Raw genomic sequence first — 20,325 nt, 5'->3', positions numbered from 1 at the left:
AATTATGCAGCATTGCCTGTCAATCTTTTCCGAGCTTCCTCTGCATCAACCAACAGGTTCGCTATAAACTGGCGCACTTCTCTATCCAGGATAAGAACAAATAACCCATAAACAATAACCATCAATGCGCCAGCCATCACCAGAGCGATAAAAGCATGTCTTTCAGCCATACGCCCGTACGACCACGTGGCCAATAATGCCGAGAGCACCGAAAGCGCACTTGGCAACCATAATGCCTGTATGTAATCCAAAAGTTTACCGTAGATGAGCTTGTTCGTCAAGACTGCGGAAATAATAAAATCAATGATAGAGACAATAGCAGAAAGCACGCTTACTCCAACAATGCCATAGTACTTGGTGGCTGGATACAAGAAAATACCCATTGTGGCAAGACGCCATAGGGCAATATAGGTTAACCAGTTGGGCTTGCCCCCTGCCTTGAAAATGCTGCCCATATTGACCGCTACAGCACGCAGTAGACCGTAAATGCCCAGTATCTGCAATGGCAAAATCGCGGGGGCCCACCGTCCTCCGTAAAGAGTTTGAATAAAAGGCGCTGCAAAAGCGATCATGCCAACCGATACAGGTATGGATACCAATGAGACATAGTGCAATGTCTTGAAGAAAGCCGCGCGCAAAGCCGCTATATCGCCCTGAATTTTGGAATAAGCAGGGAAAAGCACCTGCCCAATGATACGAGATATTTGCGTAGCAGGTAGGTTCGCTTGATTATAGGCAAAGCCATAATAGCCGAGTTGTTCTTCTCCTAACACCCGTCCGATAAAGGTATTGTCCAAGTTCGTGATAAAGTAAATCAATACGCTGCTGCCTACAATGTGCTTCCCGTAATCAAAAAGCGCTCTTGCTTCCTCCTGGTCAAAACGCAAGCTTGGCCGCCACCAGGGAACAACCATCCATGCCAGCGCAGAGGTCAAAATGGAATCCACAATCCTAGCAATAACCAGGCTCCATACACCAAAGCCCATTAGAGCCAAAGAAATGGATACCACTCCATAGGCCACAGTTGGCACCAAATCAGGAAGCAGTTTTTCACGAAAAGATAGGCTTTTGGCCAGCAATGAGAATTGCACCTGGCCAAGCGCCGAAATAAGGATGTTCACAGAAAGAGCGCGCAACACGAGTTGTAATTCAGGCGAGCGAAAGAAAACGGCTACATAAGGAGCAGAGATAAATGCCAGGATAAAAAGAACTATGGCGATAATAAGCACCGAGATAAACATTGTATCCGCTGCTTTACGGATATCCCCCTTGCGGTAAATCAGTGCTGAAGAGAACCCCATTTCACGAAACATCTGTAAGAAATCGATCGCTATGTAGGCCATCGAAACTAACCCGAACTCCGCAGGGAGCAACATCCTAGCCAGGATGTATCGTGTCAACATCACGAACAAATTGTTGACCACGGTGGATATGCTAACCCAGAAAACGCCAGCCGTAGCCTGTCGTCTAAGCGTCACGAGAGTTATCCTCCCTTCGGCACAAAACGACAAAGTCCCTGGCAAACAGCGAGGGCCAGCGATGCGCCAGCCAGGAATACGTACGGCGCATATACCGTGACCTGACCAGCGCTGGATAGAACTCTTTCGCCCAGAGGCTGGGGCTTCCGTCTATTTCCAAAATGCGCAAACCGCGCTGATGGCATAGTTTCTTTACTTCAGAGACGGTGAAGAAACGCAGGTGCAGCATATCAGTGGGTGAGTTCTCCACGTAGGGGAAACGGCCTGTAATGATCCACCAGCGGCATATCCAATGAGCGATGTTAGGCAAACAAACGATGAACTTACCCCCTGGTTTCAAGACACGCACGCATTCGTCAAAGGATCTCTCAGGGAAAAAGCGGTGCTCAATCATCGAATTCGACACCACCGTGTCAAAGGAAGCATCGGCAAATGGCAAAGGCTCTGTATCCACATCCACTTGGTAAGCCTCTATACCCTTAGCGCGCGCTCGCTCGACTGCGACAATAGACAAATCTGTACCTGTCACCCGGGCCCCGCGCTGCTGCATTAACTTGGCCAACACGCCAGGGCCGCAATCCACTTCCAATACGTTCTCGCCAGAAGACACACGACTGGCAATCAAATTCAGGCGTTCCATGTCGAACGTATCATCAGCCTGTCGCCAATATGCATCGTAAAACTCGACCAGATTCATCCCTTCTCCTGCACCGTCTGTCGTTCGCTCCGCTCAGGCTGACGTCGTCGCCAGAAACGGCTAACGCCCCTCTTGATACGCCCAAGCAGCTGCAATGCCGCATGAGCTTTTCCCACATCTCCAAAGAATATCCGCCGTAACACTTGATAAACGCGGTACTTGCGCGGATTTTCCCTTTTCAGGCGTAATTCATCCTTGAGTTGCTGAAACCGATCATAGCCCCGCTCCAACTCCTCAGGGGTCAAAGTGGGCAAGCGGAGAATGCTTCTACGCTCGTAGTAACTAGGCAATGATTCACCCTCTATCAGATACCCTTCGCGCACCGCCAAATCATAGAGTTCAGTCATAGGGTAAGGATAAAAAACTGAGAATTGTAAATCTGCGGGCTGCAATTCGCGGTTCAGGTCAACAGTCTCCTGAATCATCTCCGCTGTTTCTCCTGGTATACCAAGCATGTTGCATGTGTACACATCCAAACCATGCCGGCGTGCCAGGGCGAAGGCATGCCGAATCTCATCGTTGGACATGCGTCGCTTGAGTATTTCAGCGCGCAGCTTTTCATTGCCCGATTCGATGCCGATACGCACTCCACGACATCCGGCACGAGCTAATGCTGCTACTATTTCTTCATCGTTAATGCGTTCGACTCGCGTGTTAATCCAGAATGGAAGGTCAAATTCCCTTTCATACTTCCGGCAGAATTGCAATGTCCAGTTCCGATCGAGGGTAAAGACATCATCCTGGAAATTCAGCGTTTTGACCCTGTAGCGACCAGTTAAGAAGCGTATTTCAGAGAGCACATTGTCCACGCTCCGGAACCGGACATACCTGCCCAGTCCTTTGAATTTCTCGCGAAGGATGGGGTTGCAGCAATAAGAACATCCATATGGACAACCTCGTCCGGCCATCATATCCACCCATCCATCGTTAGCTGCCAGAATCTGCTCAAAATCGAACAGTTCTCGATCGGCGAAGGGCAGCTCATCCAGATTGGCCAGCAACGGTCGCAAGGGATTCTTAACCAAAGCCCCATCTCGGCGCAGCCAAAGGTTAGGAATATTCGTTATCTCTCGCCCTTCTTGTAGAGCTGTCACTAGATCGAGCAAAGGGTACTCGCCTTCGCCGATGCAAACCAGGTCAAAATTCGAGTTAGCAAGCACATCCTCTGGCACAAGTGTGGGATGGGGTCCGCCAGCTATGCATAGCATCTCTGGCAAGGATTCCTTGATCCAGCGGGCGCATTTTTCCACGTAAGGAAATTGATGGGTAGTGGCAGAAAAAGCAATAATATCTGGCGCTATAGCAGCGACTTGCTGCAGAAACTCACCTTTCACAGGCTCAGCCAAGAGGTAGATCAAAGCAGTTTGATGACCTGCCTGCTTCAATACACTGGAAAGATAGCCCAGGCCATGGTAATATTTGCGGGCACCATACCGTGCCACACCGCCAACATCTGAATAGACCAAACAAACTTTCATTTTATCTTCTTCCAGCACGAATCATCGCCATGGTCAAGCCCGTGCTCGATGAGCAAGGTCAATGAGGCATTACTGGCCACATAATCCAAAGTTTCCTCTCAACAGCACAAAATCAAGCATATTGACCATGCCATCTTGGTTGAAATCAGCACGAAGATCGGAGCTGCTGTTAAATGTAACCCTTAGGATAATAAAATCGTGCATATTGACACAATCGTCGTCATTAGCATCGCCTTCCCTGAGAGTGCCGAAATCAACTACATTCAGGCCAGTATTTAAGATCACCCCCCTTACAACGTTAGATAGGGTATGACTGCCTTTCACTCGGATATCGTAAATTCCTGGCACCAAATTAGAGAGGGTGAAATTCCCCCACTGATCTGTGAGAACCTGATAACGATTGCTACCGACCATCACACTCAGTTGAGTAATCCAGCTTGGATCAGGTGCAGGTTTAGTCGGACGTTGCAAAGAGACTTTTCCCTGAAGGATACAGGTCAATGTAGCAGTAGGAGTTGGAGTTGGTGTCGGCGTAGCCGTACTAGTCGGCATAGGTGTAGGCAATGCGTAAATAATCCGCAACTCAGGCCTGCGGCTTGCATCTGACGCCTCGGATGAAGCAAATCGATAGTGTTCCGATCCAGAGCCACCGCCACGCGGGCCAGAAATCAATAGGCCCTCGTTGGGTAGGGTCCCTGTTAGCCAGTTTTGGACTGTTGTTTTCACATTAAACACATAAGGACCACTCGCTCGCACACCCGCGGCTACAGCCGCTGGCGTGGGATTGTAGTCTATATCTGCAGCGCCTGCTCCAGGAACAGCCCAAGGTACACCCTGCGCAGCCTGATTCCAGGTAGCTTCTGTATCTACCCAAGGCACAAGCAAGGGGTAAAGGCTAACCTCAAGACTGTTGGAAAGGGTATTGCCAAGATACAGAGTCAAAAGCGCCTGCTTGATAATGGCACCCTGCGGAATGCCACTCAGATTAAACTTCAATAATCCCAATAAGCTTCCACCGTTGTTGACCTTTAGCTCTGGACTGGCCGCATAGTTAGCAGTGGGTTGATACTGATAGATGTAAGTATCTGTTGTGCCCATATAAGCAGTTCCCTGCTGCAAAATCGTGTGGTAAAACTCAAGCGAGGTGAAGGGGTAGATCAAGTATTGGTGATGCACCTTACCCAAGCGATCCCTCGGCAATGAGACAAGCAGATAACCATCCACCGGCGACACGTTTCGCGCCTCGAAATCCCCCGTGGCTACATTATAATCCTCAACTGTATAGGTAGCATAGGGATCGAAGCCAATGGCCATCAGGTTAAAGGCAACATCCAAAGGCAAATTACCATCTTGGAAAGCACGCCCATCCCAGATAGTAGCCGAAATCACGCGTGTAGCTGCATCGTAGCTAGCTACAACATTGCTAAAGCCTTCTGCCCAGTTGCCATTCCAATCCTTTTGCTGCATACGCACCCAATAATAGTCCTTGCTCTCGTCCGCCCTAATCATAATATCCGTAGGATTGGCATTCAAAGTAAAGTTAGCCATAAAACCCAGGTCATCGAAATCCGGCAACCAATCTACGTGGTCATCATCATGCCAAATGAACTGTTTATGATACTCCTCTGGCACGAAAAAGCTTCGCATATGCTGATAAAAATCCCACGATTGTGCAAAGGGGACCCTCGTATCATTTCGACCATGAACAACAGCCAAAGCCACGTGTTTCAAATTCTGAGCCATCGCTCTGGCAGAGCGCCGCATCCACTCCATTGGACACATACCAGGGCCTGAAAATGGGCATCCAATATCTGCGATAAGCGAAGGCTGCACTGACGGCCTTTGCTCTGCCCATTCTTTAAGATCAGTTGGGCCAGCCCAATCAACCACTGCGGCAATTCTGTGCGGGTATTTGGCTGCTACTGTGGCTACTATGCCTCCACCCACGGAGAAACCGCTTAAATAGATCCGAGTAGGGTCTATATTCAAACTAGAATCTGTTAGCAGATAGTCAATGGCATCTATGATATCATGTTGTACCGGTAGCGAAGCGGTGCGTCCTCCCTCATTGCCCGTAGCAGAACGAATGTCGGGAGCAAGTAGCAGCCACTCCCGAGCATTGGCACGCTCGGCATAGCGGTAGAGAGCTTCCCATCTGCCTTCACCAATACCGCCCACAGACACCAATAGCGGCATGGGACGACCAGGGTTGTGCATGATAGGCACCTGATAAAGGGCGCGGCGCGTACTCCCATCATATGTACTAGTGAACACGAGATCGCGAATGACTACTCCTGTCAAATTGCCCTCGATGATCAGCCTTGCGCTATAGGCCATCCAAGCATCGGTCACATCTGCATCATTGGTGATGCTAATATAGTTCCACCCGCTCAGCACTATATTCGGATTGCTTAAAGTGTAGGTCACGGCCTGTCCACTACTATAACAAATGCACGTACTGTACACATCATCAGCAACTTTGACTGCTGGTTGACCGTTGAGATAGACTGTGTGATGCACTCCTGGCCTGACCCCGCACGACGGGAGAACCAGACGAGCAGTTGAGATAGCCCCCTCCCAGAGGAGCAACATCCGCGATTCGGCCTTCTGCACGGTGCGCCCAACCAGGTCAGGCACGATCTCCATACAACCGGACGCAGTCGAGGTCAATACTGTGGGAACAAAAAGCTGAGTCGGTGTCTGTGTTGGAGTAACAGTGGACGTTGGTGTTGCCGTTCTAGTGGGTGTGGACGTTGACGCTCCGGGTGTGGGCGTTGTCGTAGGAGTAGAGGTCGCTGTAGGAATCGGTGTACTAGTTGGCGTAGGCAGTGGCTCCATGTACCAGATTTCCAGCAGAGGTCGTTTGCTGACGTCAGCATATTCTGCCGATGCCAAAGGATAACTGTCTGTTGTATAAGACCCGCTCCCAATCAAAAACAAACCATGATTGCTGTTAGGTTCAGCCAGCCAGTGTTCCACTAGGGACTTGAGATGAAAAGTATACGCTCCCGTCAGCCGCACGTTTTGCACAGTATACGTAGCTGAGGAAGCGCGATCGCCAGCACCATCCCCGCCTGCAACAGTCCATTGCTGAGTTGGATTTGACCACTGCCAACTTGCCCTGTCATCCGCCCACGGTCGTAGGGCTTCATATGCACCAACATTGATGCCTGTTCCTCTGTTCTCTACCAGATGCACCGTCAACTTGGCAGCTTTGATCTCCATACCAGCAGGCACAGAGCTCAAATCAAATTTGAGCAGCGCTTTGCGGCGTGCATCATAAGCGAGAAGCAATGTGGGTGAAGAGCCGTGAGGCTCCTCTGGTCCCTCGCTTGGCCACGAGGTAATGTAAGTGTCCTGTGTCCCTGTATAACCATCTACCCCCTGCTGCAAGCGCAGAAGCCGCAATTGCCTGCTCCCAGCTGGGTAGATTACGTACTGACGAATCACATATCCCAGTGCGTTCCGCGGCACTGTCAAAATCAACTTGCCCGCAACAGGCATAACCGCTGTACGAAAAGAAAATTCCCCTGTTTGCTCATCATATTCCTCGATATCGTATACAGAGGTTGTGTTCAGACCCATCTTCGACAAATCGAGTGTGACGGTAAGCGGCTTGCCTTCAGAAAAATCGCCCTCCTTTACACTCACCCAAATAGTGCTGGTATTGGGGTCATATCTGGCATCCATTTCCACCCAACCGCGCCAAGCAGTGGATGAGACGCCTAGTTTATCCACTCGAAGCCAGTAGTAATTCTTGCCTTCATCTGTAATGAGCTTTAGCTCACGCGGATTCTCCACTAGCGTATGCTGGGCCAGGAAGTGCAAGTCCGTTTCACTCACACCAGCAAGATCAGGCGTATGCCCTCCCGAATGCTGATGAAACTCCTTAAATGTAAGCGCCGGATCATAGAACAGTGGCATAACTTCGTTGTAGAGTTTAGATGAATGGGTAGAGCGTACCCGGTCATCTGCTGTACCGTGCACGATGCGCATCGCCACATATTGCAGATTGCGCGCCAACAAACGACTGGAACGACGTGCGTACTCAAAATTCCCATAGGGAGTCCCATTGAGTTCGCGTTCTAATACCACAGCGAGATCCCCACGCTCCTGATACCACTCTGCATAGCTCGTCACACCCGCGTAATCAATTACTCCTGCAAAGACATCCGGGTACTTCGCTGCTACAGTGGCTGCAATACCTCCACCAGTTGAAAAGCCCGCGATATAGACCCGCGTTCGGTCCACGTTGTAATGAGTCTGTACATACTGCAATAGTCTGATAATGTCTTGCTGAACGGCCAGAGAAGGCGTTCTGGCTGGTGTAGCCGAAGTGCTGTTCCAACCCTTGCGCATGTCCAGCGAAGCTAACAACCAACCCATCTCATTGGCCCGCGCAGCGTACCGGATTAGACCATGATCTTTATCCTCCCCTGTACCAGGCACTGAGATAAGCAATGGCGTAGCCACACTGGGATTGTAACCAATAGGGATTTGTATTGCTCCCCTTATCAGTGACCCATCATAGTCATAAGCAAAATCGAAATAAGACCGCGTCGCGCCAGTGATGTCACCGCTGAGGATGATATGCGCCCCATAAGCCTTGAAACTGTCCCAGGGATTCGCCTCATTGGTAACCGTGATAAAGTTCATATAGCTTGGCCCAGAATTGATCCAACTTGGGTCTATCTCAAACCGAGCCTGATACCCACGACGTTGCTCTTCATTGCATTCACAGTTTTCAGTCGAAGTGATCGGGGCTGTGCCAACAAGCTTGCCATTGAGATAGATAGGGTGTGGACTGTCGCTGTTGCAGATGGTCAATCGCAATTCCGCTGTCCAGGGGGTACCCTGCCAGATTAGCAGCATCATCTCCGCGTTCGACACGGGTTGCTCCGAATTAGCCTTTAGACACTGATCAAACTGCCAATCGGCTAGCGTTGAGGTAAGGACTGTTGGTGGAAAAGGCGTAGGTGTTTTGGTGGGAGTTCGCGTTGGTGTAGGAGTGGCCAGTGGCGGCGCACCCTCGTATGTCACTACCAATTGGGGGCGATAATGAGGAGTGAGGTTGTCAGAACTAGCAAATTTATAGGTCACGTTCGCTACAACAGTAGCCCCCTGCAGCAGGAATCCATAATTCGCTGCCGGGTTATCCACCCATGCTTGTACTGCGCTCGTCAGATCCAGCACAACAATATCTCCAGCAGGGTTGTTCACCTCGGTCTGATAAAATGGCCCTTCAGAGCGTGAACTTCCCTCGCATCCGCCCCCACCCCACCAACTTACTCCTTGCGAGGCGTTGTTCCAGGTCACTTGAGACTCCATCCAAGGTTGCAACACATGGTAGCATTGCAAGCGTATAGGATAAGAAGCTGTCCGGTTGCTCACACGGATAGTCAACGTCGCCGAGAGCACTCGTACACCCTCGGGAATATGCTGCGTCAAGTCAAATTTCATCAGAGCACGCTGCCAACCATCGCTTCTGACCCACAAGTCGCCACTGGCTCCTTGATTTTCGGTCGCAGAAAAGTAGTTGAGAAAGGCGTCAGCAGCACCGCGGTATCCAGCAGGCGAAACATTGGTCTGAAAAGTAACGCTATACACTCCTTGCTGGGCGTGGGCTGGCAAGACAGCCACCGTTGCTATCTGGCTCCCGATATTCCAAGATACAGTCAGCCACAGGCCAATGGCCAAAGCCAAAGCAATGACGAAAATAACAGAGATTCTGGTCATGATGCTTCTCCTAATAGATAGCTATGCTTGCAACACTCTAAATAAATAGACGTATGACATACGTTCCACTCTACTGTGTGGGCAATGATTAGTCAAGGGTGGATTGTTCCTTCACAGAGAGGAATCGCACTGCTTACGGGCATATACTGCAATTTTCGTGAAAGGGTTGATGTTGATGCGGATCTTGTCCAGACCCAGCTTGTACACGAGGCGAGTTGCTGTATTCGTCAAAATTCCATCCCAGGTATAGTACTTTAGCCGCTGCATTGCTGGACCCAAATAGAAGACCTTGTCAGCACTTTCTATCTTCAGCACCTCAAAACCGGCTCTACGCAACATCTCGGTCATCGTGCGCCGAGAAAAGAAGTAGATGTGTTCGCGCACCCGGCGTACCTCCTCCCAACGCTTGCCCAATAAGCGTGCTATCGGACTGCTGCAATCTGGTGTGATCAAGGAAAGCAACCCACCCTTACGCAGAATACGCCAAACCTCCCGTAAATCACCCATTGGGTCTGCTACGTGCTCGATAACATCCCACATGGTTACCACATCAAACGTTTCTGCAGCAAAATGTAACTCTCTAAGTGAGCCTTCGTGCACATCTAATCCAAACCTGTCGCGCGCATACTGTGCAGCGAATGTGGATACCTCGCTGCCGACTACTTCCCAGCCCCTGGTTCGCGCAAGATCCAAGAAAAACCCAGTCGCACAGCCGATATCCAACAGTTTGCCTTTGTTCGCAAATCGTTCAATGGTTTTCAAGCGTTTGGCGAAGGTAATCCTGATGTTCTCCTCATCGGCAATATAGTCATCATAACCAAAGAAAGCCAGGCCATTTTTGATGCCATCGTGAACATAATACTCTGCGGTATAGAGTTCCTGAAGGAAGCCTTCCTGGTAGCGTGGATTGACATAGACCAAACCACACTGCCGGCAGCGGACAATGTGAAAATCATCGATCTCCGCTACAGGCTCAGTATCGTCAGCACCGCAAAGATTGCAACGAACGCTTTCCAGCATGTCATCCTCTTTCCCGCCCATTCTAACAACCCAAAATGAAAAACTTATGAAAAGTTCAAAGGGCAGATATTACAAATCTTTCACGCCTCGCCACGCCAGCGGATGACACGCGCTGGCACACCTACCGCGATAGCATATTCAGGGATGTCTTTGGTGACCACCGCACCAGCTCCAATCACAGCCCCTTTGCCAATGCGCACGCCCTCCAGCACCTTGACTCCCAACCCAAGCCACACATCGTCTTCCAACACAATATCGCCTGCACTGCGGATACCCTGTGCATTGATAGGCCTATACCGGTCTTCAAAGTTATGCTCATAGGGGCTGAAAGCACAATGAGGGGCGATCTGTACATTGTGACCAATAATGACGCTCTTCAGAAAGCCTTTGATATTGCATGATGCCTGAATATGCGTATTATCTCCGATCATCACGCTTCCTCCCATTCCGATTTCGATGATCGTGTCTCGGTATATATGCACTCGATCGCCCAGGCGAACCTCACCCCCATTATGGTGAGAGTAAATGGTTACTCTCTCGTCTATGAAACAATTACGCCCAACTCGTAAATGAGGGCATTTTATCTGGGCATGAGGCGAAATATAAGGTCTGGAGGTCACTTGTGCCAGTATACGTCGATCTTTGTAAGGCCCAACTAAGGCTTCGGCAAGCCGCACGGTCAACCATCCCAAAACGGGTACTGCCGATACTCCCATCAGAATAGCCAAGACCTTTTTTCGCATATATCCAGCCCACTTACTAATCCTCTGCATGATCTCACTCCCCTGAGGCAAACTCTGAAATATCAACTCATGTCCGGACATACCCATTGTCTCTAAACCAGGCAATAGCCTCTGCAAATGCCACCGGCAGCGGTGTCTGGGGCAATCCCAATTCACGAATAGCCTTCGATGGGTCACAAGTCAGTGATCTTGGCCTGAAACTGGGTGCTTTATCAGATGACCTGCCTCGCATGGCAGACAAAATGGAGAGCGGGTGTTTGGTTATGCGAGGGCGTTTGACTCCTGATACCTGTTCCATTAAAGCCAAAAATTCTGACAATTGCAGGTTACCGTCCTTATGACCAAGGATATACCTCTCACCCACACGACCCCTTTCTGCTGCCAACACTTCACCCTCTGCAACATCGTGAACTGAGATAAAATTTATCCCTCCTGGCACAAAGGAAGGAGGCTTGCCATTGAGATAATCCAGGACACGTTGACCTGTGCTGCTTGGCTTGATATCCCGTGGGCCTACCGGTGCACAAGGGTTTACCACAACCACAGGCAAGCCTTGTTTGCACATTGCAAGCGCTGCAACCTCGGCGAGGTATTTAGATTTGACATAGTGACTAGCGCTATCCCATAGATTGAAGGGCGTCTCTTCAGTCGCTAGAGTACCATCCTCGGGTTGCCCAATTGTCCCGATAGTACTGGTATGCACGACGCGCTGTACCCCTGCCTTCAGTGCAGCACGCATTACCGCCTTCGTCCCGCGCACGTTCACCTCGTACATCATCTGGCTATCGGCTTCATCCGTACTGTAATAGGCGGCGATATGGTAAACGACATTGCAACCTTGTAAAGCCCGTGCCAGGGCCTCTTCATGTAATAGATCGCCATAAGAAATTTCCAAATCAAGGCCAGCAATATTGCGTAGGTCACTGCTTCGCCGAGCCAGCACTCTGACTTCAACGCCCCTGCGCAGCAAACTACGCACTACGGCAGAACCCACGAAACCAGTCGCTCCAGTCACAAATGCCTTCATACTAATTCCCCGCTCAGGCTCATGGTAGCCGGTATAAGAATATCGAATAGCCTATCTTGGCCACAGGCGTATACCGTCGCAACCAACTAAATTGATCCACATCTTCCAGATAGCTCCCTTGTAGATACGTGGCGCTAATAGCATAGACTGGAGTAGTTTCTATTTCCAAGTCCTCTGGCTTATTTGTAGGCAATGGCTGCGCTTGAATGCCGTAATAATCGGGATGTGCACTGCCAAAATAGGCCAGATGCACTATATCTAGGTCATTTTGGGCCATATATGTTTTCAAGTTTTTCAAATCTTGCCCCCAATCCAAATCAGCACCCACAAGATATTTATACCCATTCCCAGAGCCGCCCACAAACTCGTTGAAATAGGCTAAACAATGGGGATAGATAGAAGCAGTACCAATAGCATACCATAGACAAAGCACAGCCAGAATGAGCTGTCCTAGATGCCCCAAGTTCCATGTTACGATTTTGCTCACAATAACGAAGGCAAAAGGCAAAATCGGTAGGATGTGTCGATAGTTAAGGTTCAATGAGCTGAAAATAACTCCTGCCAGGAAGAAAACTGTGATAGGCAAATACAAGATGAACTCTTCATGCGCACTATGCTTGCCACGCAGAGTCAAATACGTGGCTGCAGCCAAAAGAATTAACGTAGGAATTGGTGTCTTGATGGCAAAGGCAACAAGTATGTGGTACCATGGGCCTTTGCTGAAATGCCTGCCCATTAGGAAGACTGGCGCAGCACGTTCCAGACGACGCAGTATCGAGCGTAAGCCTCGGGCATACGTAGCAAAAGGCATCACCCAGTCCTTGATACTTCCTTGTCCGCCCGAAGAATTGAGCGCCTGTTGCGCCAAATTCCATACCGATTTGAAGGATTGCAGCGGCACCGTTTCAAAACGGTAGCTTGCCCATAGTGAGAAAAAGGCCAAACTGCTTAAAATGAGTAAAGTAACACAAAAGGAGCGGGTTGCTCGGCCCAAACCTCGGTGGGCACTATGCCCTTGCCGAGTCCTCCAACCGTGCGAGATCCTATTACGACAAGCCTCGATCAGCAGCATAACACAGAAAACCGGTAAAAGAAGCAATGCCGAGAACTTTGCCGCCTGTGCTAACCCTAGCAATAACCCTGCTGCTGCTAGATCTACGCTTCGGTGCCGGCGAAGAAAGCGCCATAAGAAATACGTAGCAATGAAAATGAAACAAGCTGCCCCTAGATCATTCGTGGCCAACTGAGAATGCGCCAGGATATTGGGATCCAAAACATAAAAAAACAATGCCAGCAGCCCCGCGGATACGCCCCACAGCTCTCTCGCCCAAAGAAAAACAGCATAGCCAAGTAGAACAGACAAAAAGATAATCGCCAGACGTCCGCTATTGATCACCGCCTCAGCATCATTGTAAACCCAGACAAACATGTCGGCGAACTCAGTGAGGGAGAACCTGTGCACAGGATGAGGGGGAGGTATTATAATGCCTTTATGAAAGAGCACTGGCAAAGCAGAGAGCATATCTACAAGCGGGGGAGATTCATCGAGATCGAGCTTGCCAGTTATGAGATAGCGATAACCACGAGCGATATGTGCTGGCTCATCCAAGGTAGGTGAATTGACTTGAATGCCAAGCAAGCACAAAGCAACCAAAGTTCCCAAAAGAGCAAAGACTATCCAGTTCTTGACCCGATCAAGGCAGTCCGTGGTTGGGTTCATTGGCAAGTCTGGTCTCCGACTCGAGAAGAGGGATAGATTCGATACTGATGGCGTTCTTCGCCCAAATGCTCGCGAGGCAAAGAGATGGTCAAACGTCCTTCCACGGGCAAGATGTCTTGCTTACACCACACTTTGCCCGAGGCAATGTGGTGATCTTCAATGGTATATGCAGTAGAGGGGTCAAATCCCATCGCGACTAGATCAAAAGTGACATCAATCGGTAAGGTGCCATCCTCAAAAACGCGCTCATCCCACACTGTGGCCGAGATCACCCGTGTGGCTAAGTCGTAGTCGGCCACTACGTTACTAAAGCCCTCAATGTGCTTGCCATTCCAATCCCTCTGCTCGACATGCACCCAATAGTAGCTTTTGCTCTCATCGGTTCTGATCATGACATCTCTGGGATTGGTATTCACGGTGAACTGGGCCAAAAAATCTAATCCGTCAAAATTGGGCAATGAATCAACATGACCGCCATCATGCCAAACAGCCAATTTGTTGTGCGCAATCGGATCATAGAATGCAGCCATTCGGTCATAGAACTCCCTAGACTGAGCAAATGGCACCCGGTCATCGGCACGGCCATGAACAATAGCCATCGGCACATGCTTCAGGTTCATCACCAACTCCCATGCAGCTCGACGCCTCCATTCGAACGGACAGGCCGACGTGTTTCCTTGCGGCGGGCATCCAAAGTCATAGGTCACCAAGCCAAAATATAACTGGGGGCGCTGTTCGATCCACTGTAACAGGTTAGTCGGTCCTTTCCAAGCTACAACCGCTGCAAAGACATCAGGATATTTCGCTGCCACCGTTGCCGCTACACCACCACCTGTAGAAAAACCACTCATGTAGATGCGGTTGACATCCACCTCATAATGACGGATCATGTAATAGATGGCATCCATGATGTCATGCTGAGTAGCAAGAGAGGCGGTCCGACCAAGCGATTCCTTATTAACTTGCCGGATATCGGGTGCCATCAATAGCCAACCTCTAACGTTAGCTCGATGTGCAAAGCGGGAAAGGGCATCCCATTTGTCCTCAAGAGTCCCACCAATGGATACCAACAATGGCACACGCGTACCTGGAGTGTGGCCAATCGGTATCTGGTACACGGTATAGCGCGTACTGCCATCATAACTGCTGGTAAAAGCAAATTCCGCAATAATTGCCTGGGATAGATTACCCTTGATTATCAACTGCAGATTGTGAGCCATCCAACTATCTGTGATATCTGCGTCATTGGTGACACTAATGTGATTCCAGCCATTGACAACGATGGAGGGATCGGGCAATGTGTAGGTTACAAGCCGACCATTTCCGTTGCACATGCAGGTATGAAATGCGTCATCTTGAGCCTGAGCTACCGGTTCTCCATTCAGGTAAATCGTGTGTGCTTTGCCTGACTTGACTCCGCAGGAGGTTAGCACTAGATGAGCAACTTCCGGTGTACCCTCGTAGAAAAGCAGAACCTTCCCTTCTGCTGACTGAACTTTTCTGCGGTCAGCTGTAACGATCGCGCACTCCTTGCCCACAGTAGAGGCAACCACCGTCCAGCCTGGCTCTTCTACATCGCTGAGCAAATCGTTGGCCAATTGATCGTTTGCAGCCTCTTCAATCGAGCATTTGCTTAGTGTAAACCAAGCAAATAGCGCCAATAGCAGGAGAATAGGGAGGAAACGGAGTCCTTGCAATAGGACAACTGGCCTGTCATTCATAGCTGGTTCAGGACTCGACGCCATCGGCTTCATCACCTGCGTAGGGTGCGTCTCAGCCAACGCTTGCCACGTACCAACAAAGTGAGACCTGGCTGGTCACGCACAAGCGCTGCTTGTGCCTGACGCAAAATTGCCAACTGTGCTTCATCATTTTTATCTGGCTCACCTTCCAGGTCGATGCCTGGGTATCTCTCGAAAACTTTCACGTTCAATGCAGCAGGTCTGAGTTGCTCGATAAAATGGCGCGTATGCTGCGCCATCGATATGTCCTGGCCGGGCAGGCCAGCCATGACAAACAATCGGCATGGCAATTCAATCTCTCTGCATACCCTTACCACTTCCGCAATATGGCTGAGATACGCCGTGGCTTCTTCTGCCGAGCTCACTCTACGCAACTGTTGCAACAACAGCGCATTCGTCGTCTCTAGTCCGATCTTCACCCATTGACAGCCAGCACGCTGCATGAGACGAAGCAAATCTGCATCAAAGTGCTCCGGCCTGGATTCACATTCCCAGTTCAGACGTAGATCAAGCCTCAGCATTCCTTCACAGATGGCTACTACTCTCTCGCGGTCATGAGCAAACACTGGGTCGCGAAAGATCAGCCTAACAGGATGAAAACGCCTGCTCAGCCAGTCTAGTTCTGTCAGGACATTCTCTACCGAACGGGGGCGAAAACGGTGTCCCTGGGCTGCTGCATAAGGGCAATAGGCACAACGGTCCGGGCAGCCACGGCTGCTCAATACGGTCAGGAATCTGTACTTTTCATAGGGCAATAGATCCCAGGCTGGAAAAGGTAGTGCATCCAGATTTTGCACAAAGCCCAAGGCATCGCAGCAAGAGGCCCCAACGCTTTCTGCTGTCAACATTCGGGGAATGTGTGATTCTACGTGGGTCCTTAGATGCTGCAACGCTGCCACGAAAAATCCTTCCGCCTCACCCACGAGGACGATATCTACAGGTACTAGGCTCAGCATCTCCTCGGCAACAAAGCGCACCGCAGGACCAAAAGCGATCAGTATAGCCGCAGTCTGTTTGCGCAATGCACGAATAAAAGCGAGGTCATTATCTAAGCTAGCATAAGCGACAAAAATGCCAATTACATCCGCCTGCATTGCATGCGCAGCCAATTCCTCCACCACGGCATCAAAAGCCTGTACCGTATAGCCAGCATCGCGCAGGCTCGCGGCTACTGTTGCCAATGTTTGTGGAGGATAGAAGAAGGCATCGGGGTAGGGATATACGACTCCCATACCCGCAGCACCCTCGCGATTGGCTACTGTACCAGGAGCACTTGGTGGATTAATCAGATTTACTTTATACAACGCAGTTCTCCTTGTGGTTTGCGTTCAATATAGTACCTCGTAGATAATTGTTTTGCCCCTGGGATCATGAGCCGTGTACACATGCCGTAACCCGGAGGGCGGCGCATCCTCGTTCAATAATAGCTGAAGTTGGGGCCGGATGACTGTAACCTCTCGCTCGTCCACAATCAGGTACTTTGCACCTCGTTTGCGTACATAAGCAATGAATCGCGAGTAATCCTCGTGCGGCGTAGCAGCCCAACGTCGCTCTGCATAGAAAGGTACCTCGGTATCACGAGACATGATGAGCGCATCAGGAGGAGAATTAGCTCTCAGCCAAAGTCCAGCCTCACGCCGGCTGGGATTCATCCCAGCCAATCCATCACGCACAACGAGAGGCTGCAGAATAAGAAAATAGAGCACAACCAGAACACATACTAGTACAGAAAAACTCGCGACCAGGTTAAGGGATAAACTGTCAGATCGTAAACCCACCCAAGTACGCTGTAACCAATCCGCCAGCGCGTCAATTCCTTTTGCTACCCACAACAATAAAATCGGCAACATTGGTGCAAAATAGCGTAATTCAATGTGAAAGGGTAGAAAGATAAATACAGGCAATACAACGGCAACGAGGAACAATTCCTTCACTGCCCGCTCCTTGCTCCAAGTTTGGCCAAACCACCCTAGGCTGAGGAAGATTAGCAGATAGAAGGGGAAAACCTGCCTGGCAAACAAAATCCCTTCTAATGTATTCACATTCCGCCACACCCTGCGCACGAAGCCTCGCGGATCGGCTTTGATGTAATCTAAAATGTCGTACTTGAAGCGGTCTGCTGAGAACCAGATAATCTCTTCGCCAGCTTCATCTAATTGAGATAGTGCTCGGTCATAGAGACTGGGGTCGTGATCCACCGCACCCTGGCCCGCTACATAGGTAACTCCCAATTTGCCACTGACCATGAGATGCCCAGTGTGACGATAGAGAAAAGCAATATAAGGCGAAATCACCAGGGCAAAAGCCAACATACCAGCCAACAGGGCAAGGACAGTACCCCAGGTGAACAGCGTACGCCGCCATAAGTTGGCCAAAGAGAGCAAGACAAACATCAACGCCATATAGACCACTGCCTCAGGCTTGGTCAAATAGGCTAGCCCAAACAATGCGCCTGCAGCCAGATAGGCGCCCAGTTTCTGTTTCTCCCAGGCGAGCCAGACAGCACAAAGCGCAGCATAAAGCAGGAAAAGATAGAGCGGTTCCAGCATGGTACCCCAAAAGAGCACCGCCGCTGTCAGTGCAGGGAAAAAGCACAAGAAGACCACACTCATCAAGGCAACACGCAAGCCAAACAGCTGTTTGGCTAGCCAGTAGAAAGGCAAGAGCGTCAGTGTGCCAAAGACAACGAAGCAGATGTCGCTGTTCAGTTTCATGTCATGCGTCAATGGGTACAATAACCCTGTAATCACAGGAAACAACGGCGCATAGTGCAATTCAGGCCGTCCGCTCACAGTATAGCCCCGCCCTGTGAACAAGTTCCGGCCAAGAATGAGATAGTCCGGCTCATCCCAGCGCACGATGCGATCCACGCGTATCAGAATCACTCTGAGCACCAGAGAAGCAATGACTATGGTTGCCAACATCCAGAACTCTCTGCTGGTCGGCAATCCCTTCGTGTATTTTCTAGATTCGTCTTTCACTGCAAACTCCTGCGATGCGAATATCCTTATGTAGAATCATGCGCCAACCAGGCGCTTCTCTATCATCTTATCCAGCAACCTACTTGCTCTCCCACCCTTTGTGCCTCTAATCCAGGCGCTGATAAATTACCACGTTTGGAACATCGCGCACAGTGGCGAACTTGTGGTACTCTGGCACCGGCCGGTTGCCCCACAGGATGTCCGGATAAGGTATCTCAATTGCCTGATAGTTTCCACTCGCGATAATCTGGGTAATTACCTCTCGGTAGAAGCCTTCCCGGCGGTCAATTACCCACTCCGGCTGTTTCACCTGCTCTATGCGATATGCGGATAAGCCACCAGCGATGTCCAGCCCGGTATAGAAAACAATCGGCAACTCGCCATAGCTGGTCAAGACCATATCTCCCGGCTTTGCATGCTCACGCAAGAATAGCACAATACCCTCATCTGGCCCATCGTAATCATGGGTGAGCTCATAGAAATAGTTCGCTAGGTCAAAGTGCAAGCGGCCAGCTTGCTCGATTAACGCATCTGTCTCCGCTAGATACCGGCGCGGAGCAAGAGAAGCCCATTTGAATTCTCTGGTCAAAGGCAGAAAGTAGGGAAAACCATGCAGCACATTGGTCATTACTAATAAGACTATTAACCCATAGCCCAGCGCACGAAAACGGTCTAGGATCTTTAGCACAGTCAACGCCAGAACCACTGCTAAGAGTGGTACCAATTGCACAATATAACTGAAATATATCCAGACAAAAGTCGCGGAGAGAAACAGAAGCGTGATCAGAATCACCCCAATATACAAATTCAGGGCTGAAACTTCGCTTTCCCTCAGTTTCAAATCTTTCTTCAAGTACCAATACGCAAACAAGAGCGCCAAAGGCCAAGGCAAAACCCAACCGGTGATATAGACGATGTAATGCACCATGTGACCAACGAAACGGTATACATCAAAAACAAACCGACCTCGCGCCCATGCTTGTAGATACAGTCCCCAAGGCACGGTGAAAAGAAAAAGGAGACTGACAGCCAATGCCATGCGCTTCACACGAACCCATTTGGAGTGGGTGAGGAGAAAATGCAACCCCGTTGCAGCAACCAAAGGTAAAAAGGCACCAAAATTGCTTTGAAACAGACAGAAGCCAGACAATATGAAATACGGTAGAGCAAAATCAGGTGCCTCATCCTGAAGAAGGCGCAGATAAGCATCCAACGTAGCCACAGTGAACAAAGCAGCAAAGGGAAAATACTTGCACTGTCGAGCATGGAGCAGAAACGGCACACAGAACAATAACAAACTCGCGCCAAGAATAGCCACACGTCGGTCGCGAAAATGCTGGCTTACACTGTGATATAGGAGGAGAATTGCAGCCAATCCGGCAATTGCATAAGGCAAACGTGCGGCGAATGTCGTCGGACCCAAGAGGGCAAGAGATAGCGCTGTGAAGTAAAAAGGCAACCAGGGATGATATATCCAGACATAATCCTCTGTATACTGCACATCCGCAGGGGCCTGACGGATCAAATTGCGGCCATCGAAGGCCAAGGGCAAGCCATACATCCCCAGCCTTTGGGAGAGCAATGCAGCCTCGGCCTCGTCTTGCCAGAGATAGATATTCCCAAGGTTCGTTAACAGCAAGATAGCCCCGGCGACAAAGAGCAGCCAGAAAAACTTTTTCTCCATCCAAGCCCAAAGCCTCTTC

Annotated in this window: 12 protein-coding genes; all 12 read right to left on the bottom strand. The window is 50.0% G+C overall.

What is annotated here, in order from left to right:
• Positions 1–2: 2 nt before the first annotated feature.
• Positions 3–1,478, bottom strand: a complete 1,476-nt coding sequence (locus H5T67_02175) for an MOP flippase family protein (protein MBC7244127.1) — start codon at positions 1,476–1,478, stop codon at positions 3–5.
• Positions 1,468–2,175, bottom strand: coding sequence for a class I SAM-dependent methyltransferase (locus H5T67_02170; GenBank protein ID MBC7244126.1), 708 nt, complete (start codon positions 2,173–2,175; stop codon positions 1,468–1,470). Before H5T67_02170 ends, H5T67_02175 begins: the two co-directional genes overlap by 11 nt.
• Positions 2,172–3,653, bottom strand: coding sequence for a radical SAM protein (locus H5T67_02165; protein ID MBC7244125.1), 1,482 nt, complete (start codon positions 3,651–3,653; stop codon positions 2,172–2,174). The genes H5T67_02170 and H5T67_02165 overlap by 4 nt, the downstream gene beginning before the upstream one ends.
• Before the next feature lie 69 nt (positions 3,654–3,722).
• Positions 3,723–9,389: a DNRLRE domain-containing protein gene (locus tag H5T67_02160; protein ID MBC7244124.1), complete on the bottom strand. Its 5,667-nt coding sequence runs from the start codon at positions 9,387–9,389 to the stop codon at positions 3,723–3,725.
• A 111-nt stretch (positions 9,390–9,500) separates the two neighbouring features.
• Positions 9,501–10,409, bottom strand: a complete 909-nt coding sequence (locus H5T67_02155; protein ID MBC7244123.1) for a class I SAM-dependent methyltransferase — start codon at positions 10,407–10,409, stop codon at positions 9,501–9,503.
• Between the two features lie 80 nt (positions 10,410–10,489).
• Positions 10,490–10,855, bottom strand: coding sequence for an acyltransferase (locus H5T67_02150; GenBank protein ID MBC7244122.1), 366 nt, complete (start codon positions 10,853–10,855; stop codon positions 10,490–10,492).
• Between the two features lie 364 nt (positions 10,856–11,219).
• Complete coding sequence (locus H5T67_02145; protein ID MBC7244121.1) at positions 11,220–12,179, bottom strand: NAD-dependent epimerase/dehydratase family protein; 960 nt, start codon at positions 12,177–12,179, stop codon at positions 11,220–11,222.
• Positions 12,180–12,198: 19 nt separating this feature from the next.
• Positions 12,199–13,899: a glycosyltransferase family 39 protein gene (locus tag H5T67_02140; protein ID MBC7244120.1), complete on the bottom strand. Its 1,701-nt coding sequence runs from the start codon at positions 13,897–13,899 to the stop codon at positions 12,199–12,201.
• Positions 13,896–15,644, bottom strand: a complete 1,749-nt coding sequence (locus H5T67_02135) for a prolyl oligopeptidase family serine peptidase (GenBank protein ID MBC7244119.1) — start codon at positions 15,642–15,644, stop codon at positions 13,896–13,898. The genes H5T67_02140 and H5T67_02135 overlap by 4 nt, the downstream gene beginning before the upstream one ends.
• A gap of 8 nt (positions 15,645–15,652) precedes the next feature.
• Complete coding sequence (locus tag H5T67_02130; protein ID MBC7244118.1) at positions 15,653–16,945, bottom strand: radical SAM protein; 1,293 nt, start codon at positions 16,943–16,945, stop codon at positions 15,653–15,655.
• 24 nt (positions 16,946–16,969) lie between these two features.
• A complete protein-coding gene (locus tag H5T67_02125) occupies positions 16,970–18,622 on the bottom strand; it encodes a glycosyltransferase family 39 protein (protein ID MBC7244117.1) in 1,653 nt (550 codons plus the stop codon).
• 106 nt (positions 18,623–18,728) lie between these two features.
• Positions 18,729–20,306 carry a glycosyltransferase family 39 protein gene (locus H5T67_02120; GenBank protein ID MBC7244116.1) on the bottom strand — a complete coding sequence of 526 codons (1,578 nt, stop codon included), beginning with the start codon at positions 20,304–20,306 and terminating at the stop codon, positions 18,729–18,731.
• Positions 20,307–20,325 lie beyond the last annotated feature (19 nt).

This window comes from Chloroflexota bacterium (genome assembly GCA_014360905.1).
Taxonomy (GTDB): domain Bacteria; phylum Chloroflexota; class Anaerolineae; order UBA2200; family UBA2200; genus JACIWX01.
The sequence above is the reverse complement of the archived record's forward strand: the minus strand, read 5'-3'. Positions and strand labels throughout refer to the sequence as shown.